Raw genomic sequence first — 22262 nt, 5'->3', positions numbered from 1 at the left:
GAGGTACGAGCGGTGGGGGGCGAGGGGGTCCTTCCTCAGGTGCCGACGGCGCGGTTGACGTCGAGGGCGAGCAGCAGCTGGCCGGAGAGCTTGTAGGCGCCCCGGATCAGCTCGCGGGCGGCGCCGTCCAGGGTGTCCGGCGGGGCCTCGAAGTCGCGGACGTCGACGTCGACGACGTCGGCGATGCTGTCGACCAGCAGGCTGACCGCCTCACCGTGCAGCCGGACGACGATGACCACGGCCTCGGTGCCCTGCGGGCGGGCCGGGCGGCCGAGGCGCTCGCGCAGCTCGATCGCGGTGACGACCTGGCCCCGGAGGTTGATCAGCCCGGCGACGGCCGGCGGGGCCAGCGGCACCCGGGTGATGCTCTGGCTGCGCAGGACCTCCTGGACGTGCTCGACCTCCACGCCGTAGAGGTCACCGTCCAGCCAGAAGGTGGCCAGCTGGCTGGTGGCCGGCACGGTCCGGGCGGCAGCGGCGGTGGCGGTGCTCATGTCAGACCTCCATCAGGGGGGCGGGGGAGCCGGCGCCGTCGAAGGCGAAGGCGTCAGGGGCGAGGGCGGCGGGGGCCGTGGTGTAGAAGGCCGGGTCGGCGGCGAGGATCGCGGCCCGGACGTCGAGCAGCTCGGTCACCCGGTCGCCGATGACGGCCGAGCCGAGCAGGCCCAGGTCGTCGATGTCGCTCTGCACCGCGGCCTCGCCGTCGACGATGTCGAGGATCTCGTCGACCACGATGGCCACGCTGCGGCCGTGGTCGGCGTAGACGATGACCTCGAGGGTCTCCCGGTCGGTCTCGCCGAAGGCCCCCAGGTGCCGGTCCAGCCGGACGATCGGCAGGATCGCGCCGCGGTACTGCACGACCTCGCGGGAGCCGACCCGCTCGACGGTCTCGCTGCGCACCTGCTCCAGGCGGGTGACGGTGTCGAGCGGGATGGCGACCCGCCGGCCGCCGCCGATGGCCGCGAGCAGCATCCGCTGCCGCTCCTGCGCCGCGGTGGCGACCGAGGCGGCGACGCGGCTCTCCTGGCGCTCCGCGGACTCCGCCCGCAGTGCCCGGCGGGCCAGCGCCTGGACGTCGAGGATCAGCGCCACGGCGCCGTCGCCCAGCACGGTGGCCCCCGAGTACAGGCCGATCGACTTGAGCTGGCCGCTGACGGCCTTGACGACGATCTCCTCGGTGTTGATGACCCGGTCCACGACCAGGCCGAAGCGACGCCCCTCCGACCGCAGCACGGCGATGACGACGTGCCCGTCGTGGCGGTCCGAGGGCAGGCCCAGCACCTCGGCCAGGTGCACCAGCGGGAGCAGCTCGCCACGCAGCCGGTAGACCGATGCGCCACCGACCTCCTCGACCGCGGCGGCCGCCTTCTCGGCGTCCAGGGCGACGAGCTCCTGCAGGCTGATCTGCGGGATGGCGTAGCGGTCGCCGGCGCACTCGATGGTCAGCGCCGGGACGATCGCCAGGGTCAGCGGGATGCGCAGCCGCATGCAGGTGCCGCGGCCCACGGTCGACTCGACCTCGATGGTGCCGCCGATGCCCTCGATGTTGGTCTTGACCACGTCCATGCCGACGCCACGGCCGGAGACGTTGGTGACCGCGGCGGCGGTGGAGAAGCCGGGCTGGAAGATCAGCTGCAGCAGGTCCTGCGGGCTCATCCGGCTCATCGCGTCGGCGGTGATCAGGCCCTTCTCGACGGCCTTGGCCCCGATCTTGGCCGGGTCGATGCCCGCGCCGTCGTCGGCGACCTCCACCACGACCTGGCCGCTCTCGTGCCGCGAGCGCAGGGTGAGCACGCCCTCGGGGGACTTGCCGGCGGCGATGCGGCCGGCCGTGTTCTCGATGCCGTGGTCGACGGAGTTGCGGACGAGGTGGGTCAACGGGTCCTTGACCGCCTCGAGGAGGGTCTTGTCCAGCTCGGTGTCCTTGCCCTCCATCTCCAGCCGGATGTTCTTCTGCAGCTGCAGGCCGAGGTCGCGGACGACGCGGGGGAGCTTGCTCCAGATGTGGTCGATCGGCTGCATGCGCGTCTTCATCGCGCTCTCCTGCAGCTCGCTGGCGATCAGGTTCAGCCGCTGCGAGGCGCGGATGAGGTCCTGGTCGTTCTGCCGGCCGACGTACTGGACGATCTGGTTGCGGGTGAGCACCAGCTCACCGACCAGCAGCATCAGGTTGTCCAGCAGGTCGACGTCCACCCGGATGGTGCTGTCGGCGACGCCGCGGCCCTTGGGCTGGGCCTCCGGGGTGCCCGGCTCGGGGGCGAGCGCGGCAGGCGCGGCGGGCTCGGTCGGCACGGGGACCTCCTGGGGGGTCGGGGCGGGCGCCGGGACGGCGGCCGGCGGCGTCGGTGCGGCGATCTGCTCGACCGCGGGCACGGGGGCCGGTGCGGGCACGGCGGCCTTCGCGCGGGGCGCCCGCTTGGCCGGGGCCCGCTTCGCGGCCGGCTTCTTCACCGGCGCGGGCGCCTCGGCCGGCGCGGCGGCCTCGACCACCGGCTCGGCCACGGCCGCCTCGACGACCGGCTCAGCAGCCGGAGCGGCGGGGGTGTCCTCGAGGGCGCTGGCGAGCACGCTGACGGTCTCGGCGACCTCGACCGAGCCCTCGCCGCCGCTCGCCTCGATCTCGGCCAGCAGCGCGCGGATGGTGTCGGTCATCAGCAGCAGCGCGCTGGTGCGCGCCGGGGTGAGGTCCAGGGCGCCGTCCCGCAGCCGGGAGAGGAGGTTCTCCCCGACGTGCGCGACCTCCTCCAGGCGGTTGAAGGCCAGGAAGCCACTGGTGCCCTTGATGGTGTGGATCGTCCGGAAGACGCTCGAGAGCCGGTCCCGGGAACGGGGGTCCTGCTCCAGGGCCACCAGGTCCTGGTCCAGCTGATCGAGGTTCTCGTGGCTCTCCACGAGGAACTCCTCGACGATGTCGTCCAGACCTTCCACGCCTGCCTCTTCCCCTTGGTGCGCCGTCCGGGCCTGCCCCGCACAGTGATGGCTTCATCGGCGCGATCCAGGTCACCTGAAGGTGAGATCCGGGCTCGCGTCCGCATTTTCAGAATTGCTCAGTCATGGCCCGAGAATGGTCATTCGCGGTCATGTCGACAATTCACGCAGGTCACCGTCCGACCAGGTCAGCACCTGTGACTGCAGCGTGATCTGACGATCGGCAGGGGTGCAGACGACTGTGACCGCCGACCCGGCGGGTCGGCGGTCACAGTGGGGGAGCAGGAGGTGGGAACGGCCTGGTGAGGCCGGTGGGACTCCCGGGTTCAGGAACTGGGCGGCGGGCTCTTGACGGCCAGGATCGGGCAGTCGACCTCGAGCAGGATGCGCTGGGCCGCCGACCCCATGAGCAGCTTGCCGACCGGCGTGCGCCGGCGGACGCCGATCACCAGCAGCTCGGCGCCGGTCTCGGCGACCACGGCGGAGAGCTCCTCGGCGACGTCCCGGCCGTGCACCGGCTGGCGCACCTCGAACGGGACGCCGGCGGCGGCCAGCTCCTCGTGCAGCCGGCGCAGCGCGTCGCCCTGCAGGAACTCCTCGTCGACGAGCGCGTCACCGCGGGAGGTGTTGACCACCACCAGCCGGGCGGCACGCTGCCGGGCCTCGCGCAGGCCGTGCTGGAGGGCGGCCTGCCCTCGGGGGTTGGGGACCATGCCCACCACGACGACGGCCACGGGCCGCTCCTCTCCGGTCACCGGTCCGCGCTCCGGACCGTCTCGTCCTCATCGGCAGCCGCGTCGGCGTGCTGGAGCTCGGCGGGGGAGGGGCGCGGCCCGCGCACCGCCCGGAGCACGATCGGGCCGACCAGGGCCAGCACGGCCAGCGCCAGCACGATCCGGCTGAACCAGGTGTCGACGAGCACGCCGAGGTCGCCGTTGCTGATCGCCAGCGCCCGTCGCAGGTTGGTCTCCGCGATCGGTCCGAGGATCAGCCCGATCACCGCGGGGGCCACCGGCCAGCCATACCGTCGCATGACGAAACCCAGCAGGCCCAGCAGCAGGAGCAGCACCAGGTCCAGCGGGTCGGCGTTGACCGCGAACGAGCCCAGCGAGGCGAAGGCGAGGATGCCGGCGTACAGGTAGGGCCGGGGGATGCGCAGCAGCTTCACCCAGAGCCCCACCAGCGGCAGGTTGAGCACCAGCAGCATCGCGTTGCCGATCAGCAACGAGGCGATCAGCGTCCACACGAGCGGGCCCTCGGTGGTGAGCAGCGTGGGCCCGGGCTGGATGCCGTAGCCCTGGAAGGCCGCGAGGATGATCGCCGCGGTGGCCGACGTCGGGATGCCCAGCGTCAGCAGCGGCACCAGCACCCCGGCCGCGGCGGCGTTGTTCGCCGCCTCGGGGCCGGCGACGCCCTCGATGGCCCCCTTGCCGAACTCCTCCGGGTGCTTGGTCAGCTTCCGCTCGGTCGCGTAGGACAGGAACGTCGGGATCTCCGCGCCACCGGCGGGCAGCGCCCCGAACGGGAAGCCGAACGCGGTGCCCCGCAGCCACGGCGCCCACGAACGGCGGAGGTCCTGGCGGGTCATCCAGCTGCCCTGGTGGTCGATCACCTGCACCGCACCACGGCGCAGCCGGGAGGCCACGTGCAGCGCCTCGCCCACCGCGAACAGGGCCACGGCGACCACGACGACGTCGATGCCGTCGGACAGCTGCGGGATGCCCAGGGTGAACCGCTCCTGCCCGGTGAGCACGTCGGTGCCGACCAGCCCGAGGTAGAGGCCCAGGCACAGCGCGGCCAGCCCGCGCAGCGGGGAGGACCCCAGCACGGTGGCGACCGCGACGAAGGCGATCACCGCCAGGGCGAAGTAGTCGGCGGAGGTGACGCCGATGGCCAGCTCGACCACGGTCGGCGCGACCAGCGCGAGCAGCACCGTGGCGATCGTGCCGGCCACGAACGAGCCGATCGCCGCCGTGGCCAGCGCCGCCGACCCCCGGCCGGCCTTGGCCATCCGGTTGCCCTCGAGGGCGGTCATGATCGAGCTGGACTCACCGGGGGTGTTGAGCAGGATCGACGTGGTCGACCCGCCGTACATGCCGCCGTAGTAGATGCCGGCGAACATGATCAGCGCGCTGGTCGGCTCCAGCACGTAGGTGGCCGGCAGCAGCAGCGCCACGGTCATCGCCGGCCCGATGCCGGGCAGCACGCCGACCGCGGTGCCCAGCAGCACCCCGAGGAGGGCGAACAGCAGGTTCAGCGGGGTGAGCGCGTCGGCGAAACCGCCGAGCAGTTCGTCGATGGCCATCAGATCCAGCCCGTCAGCCACTCGAGGACCGTGCCGCCGGGCAGCGCCACGTTCAGCGCCTTGACGAACACGGTCCAGACCACGCAGCCCAGCAGCAGGCCGATCAGGAACGGCCGGACGACGCCCACCGCACCCAGCGCCCAGGCGACCGCGGCGAACATCAGCGCCACCGCCAGGGGCCAGCCGATCACGTTGATCAGCAGCGCGTGGGCGAGGAAGGCCACCGCGATGACCCCCACCGCCCGCCAGTCGGTCGGGGCGTCGGGGTCGATGTCCTCGCTGTCCTCGGCCGGGCCGCGGTCACCGCGGAGCACCCGCAGCGCCAGGCCCGCTCCGGTGAGCACGGTCAGCGCGCCGACGGCGTAGGGGAAGAAGCGGGGGCCGACCGTGTTCGAGGAGCCGGGAACGGCGATCGCCCCGGCGTCGACGAGCAGGTAGACGCCGAGCGCGGCCAGCAGCGCGGCCAGCACGGCCTCGCCGGTGTGCCCGCGCTGCTGCGCCCCGGGTGGGGTGGTGGACGTGCTCACGACGCCTCCTGGCTGAGCGCTGTGGTGCCGGCTGCGGGTCGGGTGCGGGTCACTCGATGAGCCCGATCTCGGTGAGGACGGCCCGCACCCGGACCTCCTCGTCGGCGAGGAACTCGCCGTACTCGTCGCCGGTCTGGAAGGTGTCCAGCCAGCCGTTGAGCTCCAGCGCCTCGGCCCACTCCTCGGTGTCGTGGGCCTGCTGGACGACGTCGATCAGGTCCGCCCGGGCGTCCTCGCTCATCCCCGGGCGGGCCATCAGCCCGCGCCAGTTGGTCACCTCGACGTCCCAGCCGCTCTCGATGATCGTGGGGACGTCGGGCACCTGGTCCGACCGCTCGGCGGTGGAGACGGCCAGCCCCTTGAGCCGGCCGCTGGTCACCTGCTCGCCGTAGTCGGCGGTGCCGGAGATGCCGGCGGCGACCTGGTTGCCCAGCAGGGCCGACAGCGACTCCCCACCGCCGGAGTAGGGGATGTAGTTGACCTCGCGGGGGTCGATCCCGGCGGCCTGGGCCAGCAGCCCGGCGAGGATCTGGTCGGTGCCGCCGGCCGAGCCACCGGCGATCGGGGTGCCACGCGGGTCGGCCTGCCAGGCCTCGACGAAGGACGCCAGGTCGTCGTACGGCGACTCGGCCGGGACGACGATCAGCTCGGTCTCGGCGATCAGCTGGGCGATCGGGGTGACGTCGGTCAGCCGGGTGGCCGAGTCGTTGGTGTCGACGGCGCCCACCATGACCAGGCCCATCATCATCAGCAGCGCGTCGTCGTCCTCGCGGGCGAGCTGGCCCAGCCCGATCGTGCCGCCGGCGCCCTCCACGTTGAACACCTGCACGTTGCGGGCGACCCCACTGGACTGGATCACCCGCTGGAGCACCCGGGCGGTGGTGTCCCAGCCGCCGCCCGGGCTGGCCGGGACCATCAGCCGCAGCCGGGAGAGGTCACCGGGCTGCACCACCGTGCCGGCGCAGCCGGCCAGCGCGCCGAGCGCGGGGGCGGCGAGCGCCCCGGCGAGGAAGGACCTGCGGGTCAGTGCCACGGCGAGGGGACCTCCGGGCGGACGCGGGCGACAGAGACGACGATCACGCTGCGCGACGCTATGCCCCCGGGGGCGTCGTGGCACCACCGGGTGGCGCGCCGTCCCGGGACGCGGAGGATCAGGCCCCGAGCGTCGCGACCAGCCGCTCGAGGACGGCCCGGACGCCGGCCAGGTCGGGCACCCGGTGGGCCGCGGCGGTCTCGCCCTCGCCGACCTTGACGGTCACCCCGGCCGGCGCCAGCGCCCGAAAGCCGTCCTCGTCGGTGACGTCGTCGCCGAGGTAGAGCGCGCCCTGCGCGCCCAGCTCGTCCCGGAGCCGGACCAGGGCGGTGCCCTTGTCGGCGTCGGTGACCGCGAGCTCGAGCACGTCCTTGCCGGGCTTGGGGGTGTGGTGCGGGCCCGCGGCGGCCGCGGCCCGCTCCAGCAGCGCCGGACGGGCGGCGGCCTCGGGCACCGTGCGCACGTGGACGGCGACGGCGGCCGGCTTCACCTCCAGCCGCGCGCCGGGGACGGCGTCCACCAGCGGCGACAGGGTGGCCACCAGCTCGTCGCGGGCGGCGCGCAGCTCCCCGGTGAGCGGGCCGTCGAACTCCGCACCGTGGCTGCCGATCCAGCGGAACGGGCCGGTGAGCCCGCTGGTGGCCTGCAGGTCGGCCACCCCGCGGCCGCTGACCAGCGCCACGGTCACCCCGTCGACGGCGGCCAGCCGGCCGAGCAGCTCGGCCACCCCGGGCTCGGGCACGGCGGCGGCGGGGTCGTCGCGCAGCCGGGCCAGGACGCCGTCGTAGTCGCTGGCCAGCAGCAGCGGCCGGCGGCCGGCCAGGCCGTCGAGCGCCTGGGCCAGGGCCGGGTCGAGCGGGTCGCTCACGCCTGGGCCTGCAGCGAGTCGAAGAACGAGTTCGCCCAGTGGTCGAGGTCGTGCTTGGCGATGTACCGGCGCATCGCGCGCATCCGCTTGACGCCCTCCGCGCGGTCCATCCGCAGCGCCCGCAGCAGCTGGTTCTTCACCCCGGCGATGTCGTGCGGGTTGACCAGCAGCGCCTGCTTGAGCTCGGCGGCGGCGCCGGCGAACTCGCTGAGCACCAGCACCCCGCCGTCGTCACCGCGCGCGGCGACGTACTCCTTGGCCACCAGGTTCATGCCGTCCCGGTAGGGGGTGACCAGCATGACGTCGGCCGCCCGGTACATGGCGGCGAGCTCCTCGCGGGGCATCGACTGGTTGAAGTAGTGCACGGCGGGCCCGGCGATCGAGCCGTAGACGCCGTTGATGTGGCCCACCTGCTGCTCGATCGTCTCGCGCATGGTCACGTAGTGCTCGACCCGCTCGCGGCTGGGCGTGGCCACCTGCACCAGCACCGTGGACGGCGCCTCCAGCGCGCCGTCCTCCAGCAGCTCCTCGAAGGCCTCCAGGCGCACGCCGATGCCCTTGGTGTAGTCCAGCCGGTCGACGCCGAGCACGATCTTGTCCGGCTGGCCCAGCTCCTCGCGGATCTCCGCGGCCCGCGCCAGCACCTCGGGGGTGCGGGCGAGCTCGTCGAAGGCGGCGACGTCGATCGAGATCGGGAAGGCCCTGGCGGTGACCGTGCGGCCCTCGTAGCTGATCGTGTTGCCCTTGGTGGGCAGGTCGTGCAGCCGGCGGGCGAGGTTGACGAAGTTCGTCGCTGCCGTCGGCTGCTGGAAGCCGATCAGGTCGGCACCCAGCAGCCCCTCGATGATCGCCGAGCGCCAGGGCAGCTGGGTGAACAGCTCGTAGGGCGGGAACGGGATGTGCAGGAAGAAGCCGATGGTCAGGTCGGGGCGCCGCTGGCGGAGCATCGCCGGCACCAGCTGCAGCTGGTAGTCGTGCACCCAGACGATCGCGCCCTCGGCGGCCACCTCGGCGGCCCGGTCGGCGAAGCGCTTGTTGACCTGGACGTAGGCGTCCCACCAGGTGCGGTGGTACTCGGGCTTCTCCACCACGTCGTGGTAGAGCGGCCACAGCGAGGCGTTGGAGAACCCCTCGTAGTAGCGGTCCACCTCCTCCTCGGACAGCCCGACCGGCACCAGCGACATCCCGCCGGACTCGAACGGCTCCGGGGCGTCGCCCGCGGCGCCGGACCAGCCGACCCACGCGCCGCCGCGGCCGGCGACGAACGGCTCCAGGGCGGTCACCAGCCCACCGGGGCTGCGCTGGTACCGCGTCGTCCCGTCCGGGTCGGTGACCTGGTCGACCGGCAACCGGTTGGCGACCACGACCACCGGACTGTCGGCGCTCACTGACGTCCTCCGCGCTCGGTTGATCCACTCATCCTGAGCCGACCCTAGGCGACGGGCGCCCTCCAGCGCGCGCCCGGCGACTCAGCGGGCCAGCAGGTACCCGGCCGCGGCGGCGCCCAGCCCGAGCACCACCGAGCCGGTGAGGTAGGCCAGCGCCCGCACCAGCACCCGCTCCTCGACCAGCCGGACGACGTCGGCGCCGAAGGTGGAGAAGGTGGTCAGCGTGCCGCAGAAGCCGGTGCCGACCAGCGCCAGCACGGCGGGGGAGACCCCGCGCAGGCCGAGCAGCACGCCGAGCAGGGCGCTGCCGGCGACGTTCACGGTCAGCGTGCCCAGCACGCTGCCCCGGCCGCGGCGGGCCGTGGCGACCCGGTCGGCGAGCAGCCGCAGCGGGGCACCCACCAGGGCGCCGAGCACCACCCACAGCGCCGTCACGCGACGCCGTCCGCGGGCACCGCGGCCAGCCGGCGGCCCAGGGCGACGCCACCGGCGGCGGCGAGCACCCCGCCGAGCACCGAGGCGAGCACGTAGCCGGCGGCGGTGGCCCAGGCGCCCGCCTCGGCCAGCCGCACCGTCTCGACGGCGAAGGTGGAGAACGTCGTGTAGCCGCCGAGCACCCCGGTGCCCAGCAGCGGCCGCAGCCACGGGGAGTCCGGGCGCCGGGCGGCGAGCACCGCCAGCAGCAGCCCCAGCAGCAGGCAGCCGGTGAGGTTGACCAGCAGGGTGGCCCACGGCCAGCCACCGGCGGGGGAGGGCAGCGCCTCGGCGACGCCCCAGCGGCCCAGCGCACCCACGGCACCACCGAGCGCGGCGGCGGCGTAACCGATCAGCGGTCCTCCCGGGGGGTCGGGTCACCCGGCCGGCGACCGGGAGGAGCATGCCACCGGCCCGGTGGCGGCGCTCAGTCGCGACGCGTCTCGGGGAACAGCAGGTCGACGAAGCGGGCCACGGTGGGCTGCGGCTCGTGGTTGGCCAGCCCGGGCCGCTCGTTCGCCTCGATGAACACGTGCTCGGGGCCCTCCACGTCGGGCACCATGAAGTCCAGCCCGGTCACCGGGATCCCGATCGCCCGGCTGGCCCGCACCGCGGCCGCCGCGATGTCGGGGTGCAGCCGGTCGGTCACGTCGACGATCGTGCCGCCGGTGTGCAGGTTCGCCGTCCGCCGCACCCGCAGCCGCTCCCCGTGGGGCAGCACGTCCTCCATCGCGTGCCCGGCGTCGGCCACCACCTCGGCGGTCGCATCGTCCAGCGGGATGCTGGACTCCCCGCCGGTGGCCCGCTCCCGGCGGCGGCTGGTCTCCCGGACCAGCGCGGTCACGTCCTGCCGCCCGTCCCCGACGACCTCGGCCGGACGACGCAGGGCCGCGGCGACCACCCGGTGGTCGATGACGACGACCCGCAGGTCGTCACCGGCCACCAGCTCCTCGACCAGCACGTCGGGGCAGTGCTGCAACGCCAGCGGCACGGCCCGCTCCAGCCCGGCGACGTCCCGGACGCCGACGGTGATGCCCTTCCCCTGCTCACCGCGGGCCGGCTTGACCACCACCGAGCCGCAGGTGGCGAGCAGCTCGCGGGCGGCGGCGTCGTCGCCGTCGCCGACCACCACGCCCCGTGGCACCCGGACCCCGGCCCGCTCCATGATCCGGCGGGCCACCCGCTTGTCGTCGCAACGGGTCATCGCCACCGCGGAGGTGAACTCCGACAGCGACTCCCGGGTGAGCACCGACCGCCCGCCCAGCGACAGCCGCAGCTCGCCGGACTCGGCGTCGGTCACCTCCACCCGGATGCCGCGGCGCAGCGCCTCCTCGGCGATGACCCGGGCGTAGGGGTTGAGCTCGGTGAGCCCCGGCGGGGGAGCGGCGAACAGTGGGGTGTTGATCGGGTTCTTCCGCTTCACGGAGACCGCCGAGACCCGGTCGAAGCCCAGCTTCCGGTACAGGTGGATCGCCGCGCTGTTGTCGTGCATCACCGACAGGTCCAGGTGCGCCCGGCCGCGGGCGGCGTACCGCTCGGCCAGCACCCGGACCAGCGCCTCCCCGGTGCCGGGCGGGGCGTCCTGGGCGTCGACGGCCAGGCACCACAGGCTCGCGCCGCCGTCGGGGTCGCCGAAGGCCAGGTGGTGGTCGACCCCGGTCACCGTGCCGACGACGTCGCCGGTGCGGCGGTCCTCGGCGACGAGGTAGGTGAAGCTGCGGGTGCGGTGGTTGGCCCACATCGTGGCGGTGTCCGCCGCGACCATGCCGGCCCGGGCGTAGAGGTCGTTGACCAGCTCCATCTCCGCCGCCGAGGTGACGGTGCGGACGAAGACCCCGCGGATGAGCTCCTCGCGGGGGCGGTAGCGGTGCAGCGGCAACCGGAAGATGAACGACGGGTCGATGAACAGCTCGTCGGGGGCCATCCCGACCAGCACCTGCGGGTCCCAGGGGTAGACGCAGATGTCCCGCCGGCCCGACTCCTCGGCGCGCAGCGCGGCCAGCACACCGGAGAGGTCGGCGAAGGTCTGGCCGAACACCAGGCGGCCCCAGCCCATGTCCAGGACGACGTCGGTGCGCATCCCGCGCAGCTGGTGCGCCGCCGGCTGCTGCCAGGACCGGCTGGTCAGGGGCGCGGGGGCACGGTGCGGGCGGTGGCCGGCGAGGCGACGGGTGCTGCTGGTCACCTCGCTCATCGTGCCGTACATGCCCGTGCGGGTGCCCGGCGAGCACGGGTCGGACACGTCACAGCGGCGCGGCACCGCGGCTGTTCCACGTGGAACCGGCCTCAGCCGTAGTAGAGCGCCACCGGCCGGCCGTCGATCTCCCGGACGTCGACGGGGGTGTCGTAGACGGCGGCGAGCACGTCCGGGCGCATGACCTCGCGCGCCGGGGCGTCGGCCACCACGACGCCGTCCCGCATCGCGACGATCCGGTCGGCGTAGCTGGCCGCGAAGTTGATGTCGTGCAGCACGATGACCACCCGCTTGCCGAGCTCGTCGGCCATCCGCCGCACGAGCCGCATGATCTCGGTCATGTGCCGCAGGTCTAGGTTGTTCAGCGGCTCGTCGAGCAGCACGTACTCGGTGTCCTGGGCCATGACCATCGCGACGAAGGCCCGCTGGCGCTGCCCGCCGGAGAGCTCGTCGAGGAAGCGGTCCCGGTAGGGGCCGAGCTCCAGGTACCCGATCGCCTGCTCGATGTGCTCCCGGTCGTGGGTCGTGAGCCGTCCCCGCGAGTGCGGGAACCGGCCGAACTCGACGAGGTCGTGCACGGTCAGCCGGGCCGCGACGTGGTTGTCCTGGCGCAGCACCGCGAGCACCTTCGCGAGCTCCCCGGACGGCGTCGAGGCCACGTCCATGCCGTTCACGGTGACCCGCCCGGCGTCGGGCTGCAGCAGCCGGCCGACGAGCCCGAACAGCGTCGACTTCCCGGCCCCGTTCGGCCCGATGAGCGCCGTGACGCCCTCCCCGCCGAACGTGATCGAGACGTCGTCGACGACCGGCTGCCGGCCGTAGCGCTTCGTGACGTGCTCGAGCGCGATCACCGCGCCCCCTTCCGCAGGACGAGGTACAGGAAGAACAGACCGCCGGCGAACTCGATGACGGTGGACAGGGTGCCGCCGAAGTCCAGCGCCCGGTCGAGGACCAGCTGGCCACCGAGCAGGCAGACCATCCCGATGAGCACGGCCGAGGGCAGCGTCCAGACGTGCCGGAACGACCCGGCCCAGGAGTAGGCGAGGTTGGCGACGATGAGCCCGAAGAAGAGGATCGGCCCGACGAGCGCCGTCGAGGCGGCGACCATCACCGAGACCACCGTGAACAGCGTCATCACCACCCGCCGGTGCTCGACACCGAGGCCGGTGGCCGCCGACGCACCCAGCGTCAGGACGTCCAGGGTGCGCAGCAGCGGCACGACCGCGGCGCAGCCCAGCGCGACGAGGCCGGCGGTGAGCGCGAGCAACGTCTCGTCCGGCCGGGTGAGCGAGGCGAACATCGCGTCGGTCAGCACCTGGAAGTCCAGCGGGTCGAGCATGCGCTGCAACCACTCGGTGAGGGCACGGAAGAACGTGCCGAGCACGATGCCGACCAGCAGCATGAGGTGGATCGAGCGCCGCTTGCCGCCGAACAGCCAGGTGAACAGCGCGACGCTGAAGGCCACCATGACGACGACCTGGACCGCCCACAGGGTGAACGGGTCGACCGCCAGGAACGACGCCGAGCCGGCGCCGAACACGATCACGGTGCTGATCAGCCGGTAGAAGGCGTCGAACCCCATGATCGCGGGGGTCAGGATGCGGTTCTGCGTGATGGTGTGGAACACCACCGTCGAGACGCCCACCGCCGTCGCGACCACGACCATGGCGGCGACCGCGAGGCTGCGGATCTCCACCGCGTAGGCCAACGACCCGGGGACGTCGGTGAACAGGTAGCCGGCCACCAGCGCCAGGACGACGGCACCGAGAACGGCCAGGCGCACCGGGGGCCGGGCCCACCGCTCGCGCGCCCACCCGTCACCGGGCCGCAGTCCGGTGCGGTGGTCGGGGGCCGGGGCCGAGGTCGCCGGGTCAGTGAGCACGGCTCCTCCTCCGCAGCAGCAGCCACAGGAACAGCGCCGCCCCGATGACCCCGACGATGAGCGACAGCGGGATCTCGTAGGGGAAGCGGACGACCCGGGCCAGGATGTCGCAGGCGACGACGAAGACGGCACCGAGCCCCGCCACCCAGGGGACCGCCCGCCGGACGTCGTCCCCGACGAGGAGGCTGACGACGTTCGGCACGACCAGCCCGAGGAAGGGCACCATGCCGGCGGTCACGAGCACCGCCGCGGTGATCACCGCGACGACCACCATGCCGACGGCGACCACCCGCCGGTAGTCGAGCCCGAGGTTGGTGGCGAACTCCTCGCCGAGGCCGATGACGCTGAACCGGTCCGCGGCGACCCAGGCGACGACGACCATGAGGCCGGCGACCCAGACCAGCTCGTAGCGGCCCTGCATGACACTGGCGAAGCTGCCCTGCGACCACTGCTGCAGGGACTGGAGCAGGTCGAGGCGGTAGGCGAAGAACGTCGTGACGGCCTCGACGACGCCGCCGAGCATCAGGCCGACCAACGGGATGAGCACCAGCTGGCGCACGGGCACGAACCGCACCACGCGGAGGAAGACCCAGGTGCCGACGAGGCCGAAGACCGCGGCGACCCCCATCTTGCCCAGCACGGCCATCCCGGGGGCGAACACCATCGTGACGAGCACGCCGAGCGTGGCGAACTCGGTGACGCCCGTGGTGCTCGGCTCGACGAACTTGTTGCGCACGAGCATCTGCAGGATCAACCCGGCGATGCCCAGGGACGCGCCGACGAGGACGACCGCGACGGTGCGGGGGATCCGGCTGGCCACCAGCAGGAAGGCCGCGTCACTCTCGACGCCGCCGGCCAGCAGCGAGGCCGGGGTCACGTCGGAGACCCCGACGAACAGGCTGGTGACCGGGAGGACGACCAGCAGGACGCCGAGGAGCACCCCCACCCAGGTGCGGCGGGGCCGCGCCGGGGTGGGGGTGCTCCTGCGGGTGGTGTCGAGCGCCGTCACCGGGATCCGGCGGGCTGCTCGGTCCGGGCCGGCACGGTCACCCGGCGACCTGCAGCACGTCGTCGATCATGATCTGCGTGGTGTCGAGACCACCGAACACGATGTACCAGGCCTGCGGGTCCAGGTAGAACACGCGGTCCTGCTGGGCTGCCGTGGTCTGCCGGACGATCTCGTTGTCGAGCACGGCCGCCGCCGCCTGCGAGCCCTCCCCGGTGGCGGCGTCCCGGTCGATCACCCACAGGGAGTCGGGGTCGGTCTCGAGCAGGAACTCGAAGGACACCGGCTCGCCGTGCGTGGCCGCCTCGACGTCCTCCACCGCGGGCTCGACGCCGAAGACGTCGTAGAGCAGGCCGCCCCGGACGGCGGGCCCGACGGCGTCCGGCCCCGCCGGCGCGAGGGCGCTGAGCTCGCCGCCGGAGACCATCAGGCCCAGGCCGGTACCGGCGTCGGCGGTGGCCGCGCGCGCCTCCTCGATGCCCGACTCGATCTCGCCGAGCGCCGCGGCGGCCTCGTCCTCGGCGCCGAGCACCTCACCGAGGAAGGTGACGTTGCGCTCGAGGTTCTCGGTGAAGGAGCCCCGGGTGCTGAGGTCGACGGTGGGGGCGATCTCGTTCAGGTCCTCCCAGAGCGCCGCGGACCGGTTGGCGATCACGATGAGGTCGGGCTGCTGCGCCTCGATCTCGACGAGGTCGGCCTCGAAGAGGGTGCCGACGTTGTAGGCGTCGTCGGCGAGGTACCCCTCCAGGTAGCCCGGCACGGAGTCCAAAGGGGCGCCCACGACCTCGCCGCCCAGCGCGCCGATGGTGTCCAGGCTGGCCATGTCGAACACCACGATGGACTCCGGGTCCTTCGGCACCTCGACCGTCGTCTCCTCGTACTCCGGGTCGGCGTCCTCGGCGGCGACGTTGCGGTTCCAGGTGAAGGAGACGGTGGCGGCCTCGTCCGCGGCGGCGGTGTCGACCGCGGCGTCCTCCCCGCAGGCGGTCAGCGCGAGCAACGCCGAGAGGGACAGGGCGGTCGCGGCGAGCGGCCGGGCGGTACGGGGCATGCGGGGCTCCAGGCTCGGACGTGTGAGGGAAGGCTGACCTCACTGAGGCCCGCCTAACCAATCAGCTCGGTCGCCCGTCTGTCACCTCGCCGTGACCATTTCGTGACCAGCACGGCTGGATCTCCCACTGGGCGGGAGGCGGGTTGCCCTCGCGCCCCGATGGGCACCACCGCGGCATGCAGACACGGAAGCTCCGCGACCTGACCGTCTCCGCCCAGGGCCTGGGCTGCATGGGGATGAGCGAGTTCTACGGCACCGGCGACCAGACCGAGGCCGAGCGCACCATCGGCCGGGCCCTCGACCTGGGGGTCACCTTCCTGGACACCGCCGACATGTACGGCCCGTTCACCAACGAGCAGCTGGTCGGCAAGGCCATCGCCCGGCGTCGCGACGAGGTCGTGCTCGCCACCAAGTTCGGCAACGAGCGCACGCCGGACGGCGGCATGGTCGGCATCAACGGCAAGCCCGACTACGTGCGCCAGGCCTGCGACGCCTCGCTGCAACGGCTCGGCGTCGACGTGATCGACCTGTACTACCAGCACCGGGTGGACACCACCGTGCCGGTCGAGGACACCTGGGGCGCGCTGCACGAGCTGGTGGAGGCCGGCAAGGTGCGGCACGTCGGCATCTCCGAGGCCGCCCCCGACACGATCCGCCGGGCGCACGCCGTGCACCCGGTGACCGCGCTGCAGACCGAGTACTCGCTGTGGACCCGCGACCCCGAGGACGACGGCGTGCTGGCCACCTGCGCCGAGCTCGGCATCGGGTTCGTCGCCTACTCGCCCATCGGCCGCGGCTTCCTGTCCGGGCAGATCCGCAGCGTCGACGACCTGGCCCCCGACGACTTCCGCCGGCACAACCCGCGCTTCCAGGGGGAGGCGTTCGAGCAGAACCTGCGGCTGGTCGACCGGGTCCGGCAGCTCGCCGAGGCCAAGGGCGTCACCGCCACCCAGCTGGCGCTGGCCTGGGTGATGGCGCAGTCCGACCGCGCCGGCAACCCCTCGGTCGTGCCGATCCCGGGCACCAAGCGGGTCCCCTACCTCGAGGAGAACGCCGCCGCCGCCGACGTCGAGCTCACCGAGGACGACCTGCGCGCCCTGGACGAGGCCGCGCCCCGCGGGGCCACCGCCGGCGACCGCTACCCGGACATGTCCACCGTGCACCGCTGAGCCGCGCGCCGGGGCGGGCGGGGGCCGCGGCGGGCACGCGAGAGGATGAGCGGGTGCGAACCCCTGCTGCCGGCCGGCGCCGATGAGCACCGCGCTCGTCGTCGCGGCGACCGTGGCCGCCGTCGTCCTGGCCGTGCTCGGCGGGCTGAGCACCGCACTGCGCCGGCGCACCGGCACCGCCCACCTGGCCGCGACCGGCGTCCTGGAGGTGCTGCTCGTCGTCCAGGCCGTGGTCGCCGGGATCGGGCTGGCCGGTGGCCAGCGACCCGCGGAGCTGGCCACCTTCCTCGCGTACCTGGGCAGCGTGGTGCTGCTGCCGGTCGCCGGCCTGCTCTGGGCCCGCAGCGAGCCCACCCGCTGGGCGGGCACGGTGCTCGCCGTGGCCGCGCTCGCCGTCGCCGTCATGCTCTGGCGGCTGCTGGACCTGTGGCAGGTCACCGGTGGCTGAGGCGCCCGGCGGGGCGCTCGGCGGTCCGGCACCGGAGCCGACCGGGGCCACCCCCGACACCACCCGCGGCCCCGGCCGGGTGCTGGTCGCCCTGTACGGGGTGTTCGCGCTCGCCGCCGGCGCACGGGCCGCGGTGCAGCTCGCCACGCAGTTCGACGAGGCACCGCTGGCCTACCTGCTGTCCGCCGTCGCCGCGCTGGTCTACGTGCTGGCCACGATCGGCCTGGCCCGCGGCGGGCGCGGCGGCCGGCGCACCGCCGTCCTCGCCTGCTCGGTGGAGCTCGCCGGCGTCCTCGTCGTGGGCACCCTGTCGCTGGTCGACCCGGCGGCCTTCCCCGACTCGACGGTGTGGTCGGGGTACGGATCGGGCTACGGCTTCGTCCCGCTGCTGCTGCCGGTGCTCGGCCTGCTGTGGCTGCGGCACCAGTCCGAGGTGGCCGCCGAGCAGGGCCCCGGTCCGGACGGCGGCCCGGGCGCCCGCTGAGCCCCGGGCCGGCCGGCCGGTCGTCAGGATCCGCCCCCACCGCCGCGGTCGCCACACCCCAGTCGCCACCGCCCGGGTCACCACCGACCCAGCCACGTGCCCGGACGACGATCGCCCTCCGCCGGGCGTTCCCGACCGTCGCCACCCGGCCCGGGCTGGCGAACCCGCTGCTCACCTGCACGCTCCGTGGTGCGCAACCGAAGCGTCTCGTTACGATCTGCCGGTGCCGTCCGACAGACGACCCGCCGACCCGGCGACGGGTCAGGTCCCCCGAGAGGCCGCCGCTGCACTCGCCGAGGGGCTGACCGCGACGGCCGAGGCCCCCGAGCGCCGCCAGCAGGCGTCCATCGTCGGCGCCGCGGAGGCCGTCGTCTCCGGCTCCGACGGCAGCGCCCAGTCGGCGCTGCCGGGCGTGCTGGCCGACGTCCCGGTCGCCGTCCTGGTCATCGACCAGACCGACGGCACCGTCACCTACGCGAACACCGCGGCCAACGACCTGGCCGGCAACGTCGGCCTGCCGGTGGCCGTGGACGCCTGGGGCGCGGCGGCCGGGCTCACCGACCTGTCCGGCTCGCCGCTGGCCAGCTCCGCGAGCCCGCTGTCCCACGTGGCGTCCGGCCGCCCGGTGGCCGGCGAGGCGGTCCGGCTGTCGGCGCGGCGCAGCTCCGACCGCGAGCGGGCGGCCACCGCGGCCGACGACCCCGACCAGGTGCTCTGGGTGACCGGGTTCCCGCTGTCGCACGACGCGAGCGAGCAGCGGCTGTCCCTCGTCGTCTTCCTGCAGCTGGACGACGCCGCGGGGGCCGACGACCCGGAGACGCAACTGCAGGCGCTGCGCGATCGGGCCGTCGTCGCCACCGACATCGCCTTCACCATCACCGACCCCCGCCAGCCCGACGACCCGCTGGTCTGGGTCAACCCGTCGTTCAGCCGGATCAGCGGGTACTCCTACGAGGAGAGCGTCGGGCGCAACTGCCGCTTCCTCCAGGGGCCGGCGACCGAGCGCAAGGCCGTCGACGACCTGCGCCAGGCACTGCAGGACCACCAGCCGGTCACCACCACGCTGCTCAACTACCGCAAGGACGGCACCGCCTTCTGGAACCAGCTGTCCATCACGCCGGTCTTCGACGGCGAGGGCACGCTGGTCAGCTTCGTCGGGGTGCAGACCGACGTCACCGAACGGGTGCGGGTCGAGGACGACCGCAAGGCCGCCTTCGCCGCCGAGCAGGCCGCCCGCCGGGACGCCGAGGAGGCGCACGCCGCCGCCGACGCGGCCAGGGTCGCCGCCGAGCGGGCGCAGAGCCGGCTGGCGCTGATGGCCGAGGCCACCAGCACCCTCAGCGCCACCCTGGACCTCGACGACCTGCTCGACCGGCTGGCCTCGCTGTGCGTGCCACTGCTGGCCGACTGGGTGTTCGTCACCCTGGTCGACGAGCACGGCGCGGTCTCCGGCACCTCGGCCGCCCACCGCCGCGGCATGGTCGAGGAGCTGCGCCGCTTCGCCACGCTGCGCGTCGCCGACCTGCCCGAGGCCGCCCCGATCCGGCGGGTACTCACCTCCAGCGAGCCGGTGCTCGTCCCGGAGATCACCGCGGAGATCCTGGCCGCGGCCGCCCCCGACCCGGCGCTGCGCGAGGTGATGGCCGAGCTCGGCACCTCATCGCAGCTCACCGTGCCGCTCGTCGCCCGCCGCCGCACCCTCGGCGCGCTGACCCTGGTCGCCGAGAGCCAGGCCCGGCGGTTCGGCCAGGACGACGTCGACCTGGCCCGCGACCTCTCCCGCCGGGCCGCCCTGGCGATGGACAACGTGAGCCTGTACCAGCAGGAGCACTCCGTCGCCGAGACGCTGCAGCGCTCGCTGCTGCCCCAGCTGCCCGACATCGCCGGGGTCACCTCGGCGGCCCACTACCTCAGCGCCTCCAGCGCGGCCGAGGTCGGCGGCGACTTCTACGACCTGCTGCACCTGCCCGACGGCAGCGTGGGCATCGCCATCGGCGACGTCGTGGGCCACGACGTGGCGGCCGCCGCCGCCATGGGCCACCTGCGCGGTCTGCTCCGGGCCTGCGCCTGGGACGCCGGCGAGGGCGACCCCGGCGAGATCCTCGGCCGGGTCGACCGGCTGGTCCAGGGCCTGCACGTGGCCCCGATGGCGACGATGGTCTACGGCCGCGCCGAGCGCCCGGACCGGCCCGGCGGGTCGTGGCGGCTGCAGCTGGCCAACGCCGGACACCCGCCGCTGATGCTGCGCGCCGTCGACGGGACGGTGCGCGTGCTGGACGGCGTCACCGGGCTGCTCATCGGCGTCGACGCGACCTTCCCGCGCACCTCACGGACGATCGAGATCCCCGCCGGCGCCACCCTGGTCGCCTACACCGACGGCCTCATCGAGCGGCCCGGCGCGGACATGGACCAGGGGATCGCCGCGCTGGCCGCGCGGCTGGCCGGGGCTCCCGTGGACGCCGACCCTGCCGCACTGTGCCTGCAGGCCCTGGGCACCGACCCCGACCGCCGGGACGACGTCGCCGTCATCGCCGTCCGCTTCGACTAACCCTCAGCCGCTTCCCGGCCACTCTGCAGGGGCCCGCCGCGAGCCCGCGAGTGGTGGGGGGCAGGGTGGTCCTCCTGCTGCTGCAGGCCGTAGGCGCCGCGGTGGAAGAGGAGCGGGGTGCGGGCGGCGTCGGCGCCGAGGTCGAGCACCCGGGCGACGACGATCGTGTGGTCGCCGCCGTCGTACTCGGCCCACAGCTCGCTGTCGATCCAGGCCACCACGTCGTCCAGCACGGGGGAGCCGTGCGGGCTGGGCGTCCAGCCGACGCCGGCGTACTTGTCGGCGCCGGAGCGGGCGAACTGACGGGACAGGTGGCTCTGCTCCTCGGCGAGCACGTTGACGCAGAACCGGCCGGCCTCCCGCAGCCGCGGCCAGGTGCGGGAGGTGCGGGCCGGGGCGAAGGCGACCAGCGGCGGGTCCAGTGACAGCGAGCTGAACGACTGGCAGGTGAAGCCCACCGGGCCGTCGGCGGCCATCGCGGTCACCACCGTGACCCCGGAGACGAAGTGCCCCAGCACGTCGCGCATCAGCCGGGGGTCGACCACCTGGGGCGGCGGGCCCGCCGCGTCTGCACTCACACCGTCGATCCCATCACGCCCCGCCGCACCCGGCAGCGTGCGGGCCGTCACGCCGGGACGACGGCCCCCCGCGGCTGGTTGCGCCCACCGGCCCGGTACAGCGAGCTGGGCAGCTCGTGGCCGACCGCGCGCTCGGTGACCGCCGCCGCGGCGAGGACGGCGTCCAGGTCGATGCCGGTGGCGACCCCGGCGTCGGCCAGCCAGTAGACGAGCTCCTCGGTGGCGATGTTGCCGCTGGCGCCCGGCGCGAACGGGCAGCCGCCGAGGCCGCCGACCGAGGCGTCGAGCTGGGTGGTGCCGGCCTGCAGCGCCGCGAGGGCGTTGGCCTGGCCGGTGCCGCGGGTGTCGTGGAAGTGCACGCCCAGCGGGGTGCCGGGGCAGGCGCGGCGGACCTCGTCGATCAGCCGCACGACCCGCAGCGGGGTGGTCGTGCCGATGGTGTCGCCGAGGCAGAGCTGGTCGGCTCCGGCGGTGACCGCGGCCCGGGTGACGTCGACCGTGCGGGCCACCGGGGTGCGGCCGTCGAACGGGCAGTCCCAGGCGGTGGCCACGATGACCTCCAGGGAGCCACCGGCGCCGTGGGCGAGCTCGGCGATCTCCGCGACCGCGCCGACCGCCTCGGCGGTGCCGCGCCCGGCGTTGGCCCGGCTGTGCGAGTCGGCGGCGGAGACGACGTACTCCAGGTGGGCGATGCCGGCGTCGACCGCCCGCACCGCGCCCCGCGGGTTGGCGACCAGCGCGGAGAAGTGCACCCCGTCGAAGCGGTGCAGCTCGGCGGCGACCTGGTCGGCGTCGGCCAGCGCGGGCACCGCCTTCGGGGAGACGAACGAGGTCACCTCGATCCGGCGGACGCCGGTGGCCACCAGCGCCTCGAGCATCGCGAGCTTGTCGGCCAGCGGCAGCGGGGCCTCCAGCTGCAGGCCGTCGCGCATGCCGACTTCCCGGACGTCCACCGCCGCGGGCAGCACCAGGTCGAACTCGTTCACGATGGCCTCCTCGCCGTCGGTCAGCATGATGCCCCTCCGGGCGGTTCCACGTGGAACGGCGTCACGCCGGCCAGCGGGTGAGCACCTCGCTGAACGCGGCGGCCGCCTGCTGCACCTCGGCGACCTCCACGTACTCGTCCACCGCGTGCATCACCGCCGGCGTGCCCGGGCCCCACACCACGATCGGAGCCGGGCCCACCACGTCACGGAGCACCGAGGCGTCGGTGAAGTAGGTGGCCGGGGCCGGTTCGACCGCCGCCGGCAGGCTCGTCACCCACGGGTCGTCGGGGGGGGGGGGGGCGGGGGGGGGGGGGCGGCCCCCCCCGCCCCCCCCCCCCCCCCCCCGCCCCCCCCCCCCCCCCCCCCCCCCCCGGCCCCCCCGCCCCCGCCCGC

General features: G+C 74.2%; 22 protein-coding genes. 4 read left to right on the top strand and 18 right to left on the bottom strand.

All coding sequences use genetic code 11. The features are described from left to right. Positions 1-35 precede the first annotated feature (35 nt). The 15 genes from ACJTNH_RS15220 to ACJTNH_RS15150 form a co-directional block, all read right to left on the bottom strand. Positions 36-494, bottom strand: a complete 459-nt coding sequence (locus tag ACJTNH_RS15220; protein ID WP_458177066.1) for a chemotaxis protein CheW — start codon at positions 492-494, stop codon at positions 36-38. Position 495: 1 nt separating this feature from the next. Then, entirely contained in the window at positions 496-2928 is a 2433-nt protein-coding gene (locus ACJTNH_RS15215) for a chemotaxis protein CheA (protein ID WP_458177064.1), read from the bottom strand. Between the two features lie 326 nt (positions 2929-3254). Further along, complete coding sequence (locus ACJTNH_RS15210; RefSeq protein ID WP_458177062.1) at positions 3255-3662, bottom strand: universal stress protein; 408 nt, start codon at positions 3660-3662, stop codon at positions 3255-3257. 17 nt (positions 3663-3679) lie between these two features. Further along, a complete protein-coding gene (locus ACJTNH_RS15205; protein ID WP_458177060.1) occupies positions 3680-5254 on the bottom strand; it encodes a tripartite tricarboxylate transporter permease in 1575 nt (524 codons plus the stop codon). Further along, positions 5233-5760 (bottom strand): tripartite tricarboxylate transporter TctB family protein, encoded by a 528-nt coding sequence (locus tag ACJTNH_RS15200; RefSeq protein WP_458177058.1) that lies wholly within the window; start codon positions 5758-5760, stop codon positions 5233-5235. Before ACJTNH_RS15200 ends, ACJTNH_RS15205 begins: the two co-directional genes overlap by 22 nt. A gap of 49 nt (positions 5761-5809) precedes the next feature. Then, positions 5810-6793 (bottom strand): Bug family tripartite tricarboxylate transporter substrate binding protein, encoded by a 984-nt coding sequence (locus ACJTNH_RS15195; protein ID WP_458177056.1) that lies wholly within the window; start codon positions 6791-6793, stop codon positions 5810-5812. A gap of 118 nt (positions 6794-6911) precedes the next feature. Next, positions 6912-7661 carry a trehalose-phosphatase gene (gene otsB / locus ACJTNH_RS15190; RefSeq protein WP_458177054.1) on the bottom strand — a complete coding sequence of 250 codons (750 nt, stop codon included), beginning with the start codon at positions 7659-7661 and terminating at the stop codon, positions 6912-6914. Further along, positions 7658-9049 carry an alpha,alpha-trehalose-phosphate synthase (UDP-forming) gene (locus ACJTNH_RS15185; protein ID WP_458177052.1) on the bottom strand — a complete coding sequence of 464 codons (1392 nt, stop codon included), beginning with the start codon at positions 9047-9049 and terminating at the stop codon, positions 7658-7660. Before ACJTNH_RS15185 ends, otsB begins: the two co-directional genes overlap by 4 nt. 81 nt (positions 9050-9130) lie before the next feature. Then, complete coding sequence (locus ACJTNH_RS15180) at positions 9131-9484, bottom strand: fluoride efflux transporter FluC (protein ID WP_458177050.1); 354 nt, start codon at positions 9482-9484, stop codon at positions 9131-9133. Further along, positions 9481-9876, bottom strand: coding sequence for a fluoride efflux transporter CrcB (gene crcB / locus ACJTNH_RS15175; protein ID WP_458177139.1), 396 nt, complete (start codon positions 9874-9876; stop codon positions 9481-9483). Before crcB ends, ACJTNH_RS15180 begins: the two co-directional genes overlap by 4 nt. 74 nt (positions 9877-9950) lie before the next feature. Next, a complete protein-coding gene (gene ngg / locus ACJTNH_RS15170) occupies positions 9951-11708 on the bottom strand; it encodes an N-acetylglutaminylglutamine synthetase (protein WP_458177048.1) in 1758 nt (585 codons plus the stop codon). A 101-nt stretch (positions 11709-11809) separates the two neighbouring features. Continuing rightward, positions 11810-12568, bottom strand: coding sequence for an iron ABC transporter ATP-binding protein (locus ACJTNH_RS15165; RefSeq protein ID WP_458177046.1), 759 nt, complete (start codon positions 12566-12568; stop codon positions 11810-11812). After that, positions 12565-13599 carry an iron chelate uptake ABC transporter family permease subunit gene (locus ACJTNH_RS15160; RefSeq protein WP_458177044.1) on the bottom strand — a complete coding sequence of 345 codons (1035 nt, stop codon included), beginning with the start codon at positions 13597-13599 and terminating at the stop codon, positions 12565-12567. Before ACJTNH_RS15160 ends, ACJTNH_RS15165 begins: the two co-directional genes overlap by 4 nt. After that, positions 13589-14608 (bottom strand): ABC transporter permease, encoded by a 1020-nt coding sequence (locus ACJTNH_RS15155; RefSeq protein WP_458177042.1) that lies wholly within the window; start codon positions 14606-14608, stop codon positions 13589-13591. Before ACJTNH_RS15155 ends, ACJTNH_RS15160 begins: the two co-directional genes overlap by 11 nt. A gap of 37 nt (positions 14609-14645) precedes the next feature. Further along, positions 14646-15656 carry a siderophore ABC transporter substrate-binding protein gene (locus ACJTNH_RS15150; protein ID WP_458177039.1) on the bottom strand — a complete coding sequence of 337 codons (1011 nt, stop codon included), beginning with the start codon at positions 15654-15656 and terminating at the stop codon, positions 14646-14648. A 176-nt stretch (positions 15657-15832) separates the two neighbouring features. On the opposite strand from ACJTNH_RS15150, the gene ACJTNH_RS15145 reads away from it, so the two are divergent. The 4 genes from ACJTNH_RS15145 (at position 15833) to ACJTNH_RS15130 (ending at position 20305) form a co-directional block, all read left to right on the top strand. Beyond that, positions 15833-16825 carry an aldo/keto reductase gene (locus tag ACJTNH_RS15145; RefSeq protein ID WP_458177037.1) on the top strand — a complete coding sequence of 331 codons (993 nt, stop codon included), beginning with the start codon at positions 15833-15835 and terminating at the stop codon, positions 16823-16825. A gap of 82 nt (positions 16826-16907) precedes the next feature. Next, entirely contained in the window at positions 16908-17273 is a 366-nt protein-coding gene (locus tag ACJTNH_RS15140; protein WP_458177035.1) for a hypothetical protein, read from the top strand. Next, on the top strand, positions 17266-17757 hold the full coding sequence (locus ACJTNH_RS15135) for a hypothetical protein (RefSeq protein WP_458177033.1): 492 nt from the start codon (positions 17266-17268) through the stop codon (positions 17755-17757). The genes ACJTNH_RS15140 and ACJTNH_RS15135 overlap by 8 nt, the downstream gene beginning before the upstream one ends. A gap of 223 nt (positions 17758-17980) precedes the next feature. After that, positions 17981-20305 (top strand): SpoIIE family protein phosphatase, encoded by a 2325-nt coding sequence (locus ACJTNH_RS15130; protein ID WP_458177031.1) that lies wholly within the window; start codon positions 17981-17983, stop codon positions 20303-20305. Here the strand turns inward: ACJTNH_RS15130 and ACJTNH_RS15125 are convergent. From ACJTNH_RS15125 to ACJTNH_RS15115, 3 genes are read right to left on the bottom strand one after another with little or no spacing between them, the layout of a single operon-like run. Next, positions 20302-20883, bottom strand: a complete 582-nt coding sequence (locus tag ACJTNH_RS15125; protein WP_458177029.1) for a flavin reductase family protein — start codon at positions 20881-20883, stop codon at positions 20302-20304. The genes ACJTNH_RS15130 and ACJTNH_RS15125 overlap by 4 nt on opposite strands. Before the next feature lie 47 nt (positions 20884-20930). Beyond that, a complete protein-coding gene (locus ACJTNH_RS15120; protein WP_458177027.1) occupies positions 20931-21896 on the bottom strand; it encodes a hydroxymethylglutaryl-CoA lyase in 966 nt (321 codons plus the stop codon). Positions 21897-21930: 34 nt separating this feature from the next. Continuing rightward, positions 21931-22143, bottom strand: coding sequence for a hypothetical protein (locus ACJTNH_RS15115; protein WP_458177025.1), 213 nt, complete (start codon positions 22141-22143; stop codon positions 21931-21933). Between the last annotated feature and the right edge of the window lie 119 nt (positions 22144-22262).

Source organism: Modestobacter lacusdianchii, from assembly GCF_054177765.1.
The sequence above is the reverse complement of the archived record's forward strand: the minus strand, read 5'-3'. Positions and strand labels throughout refer to the sequence as shown.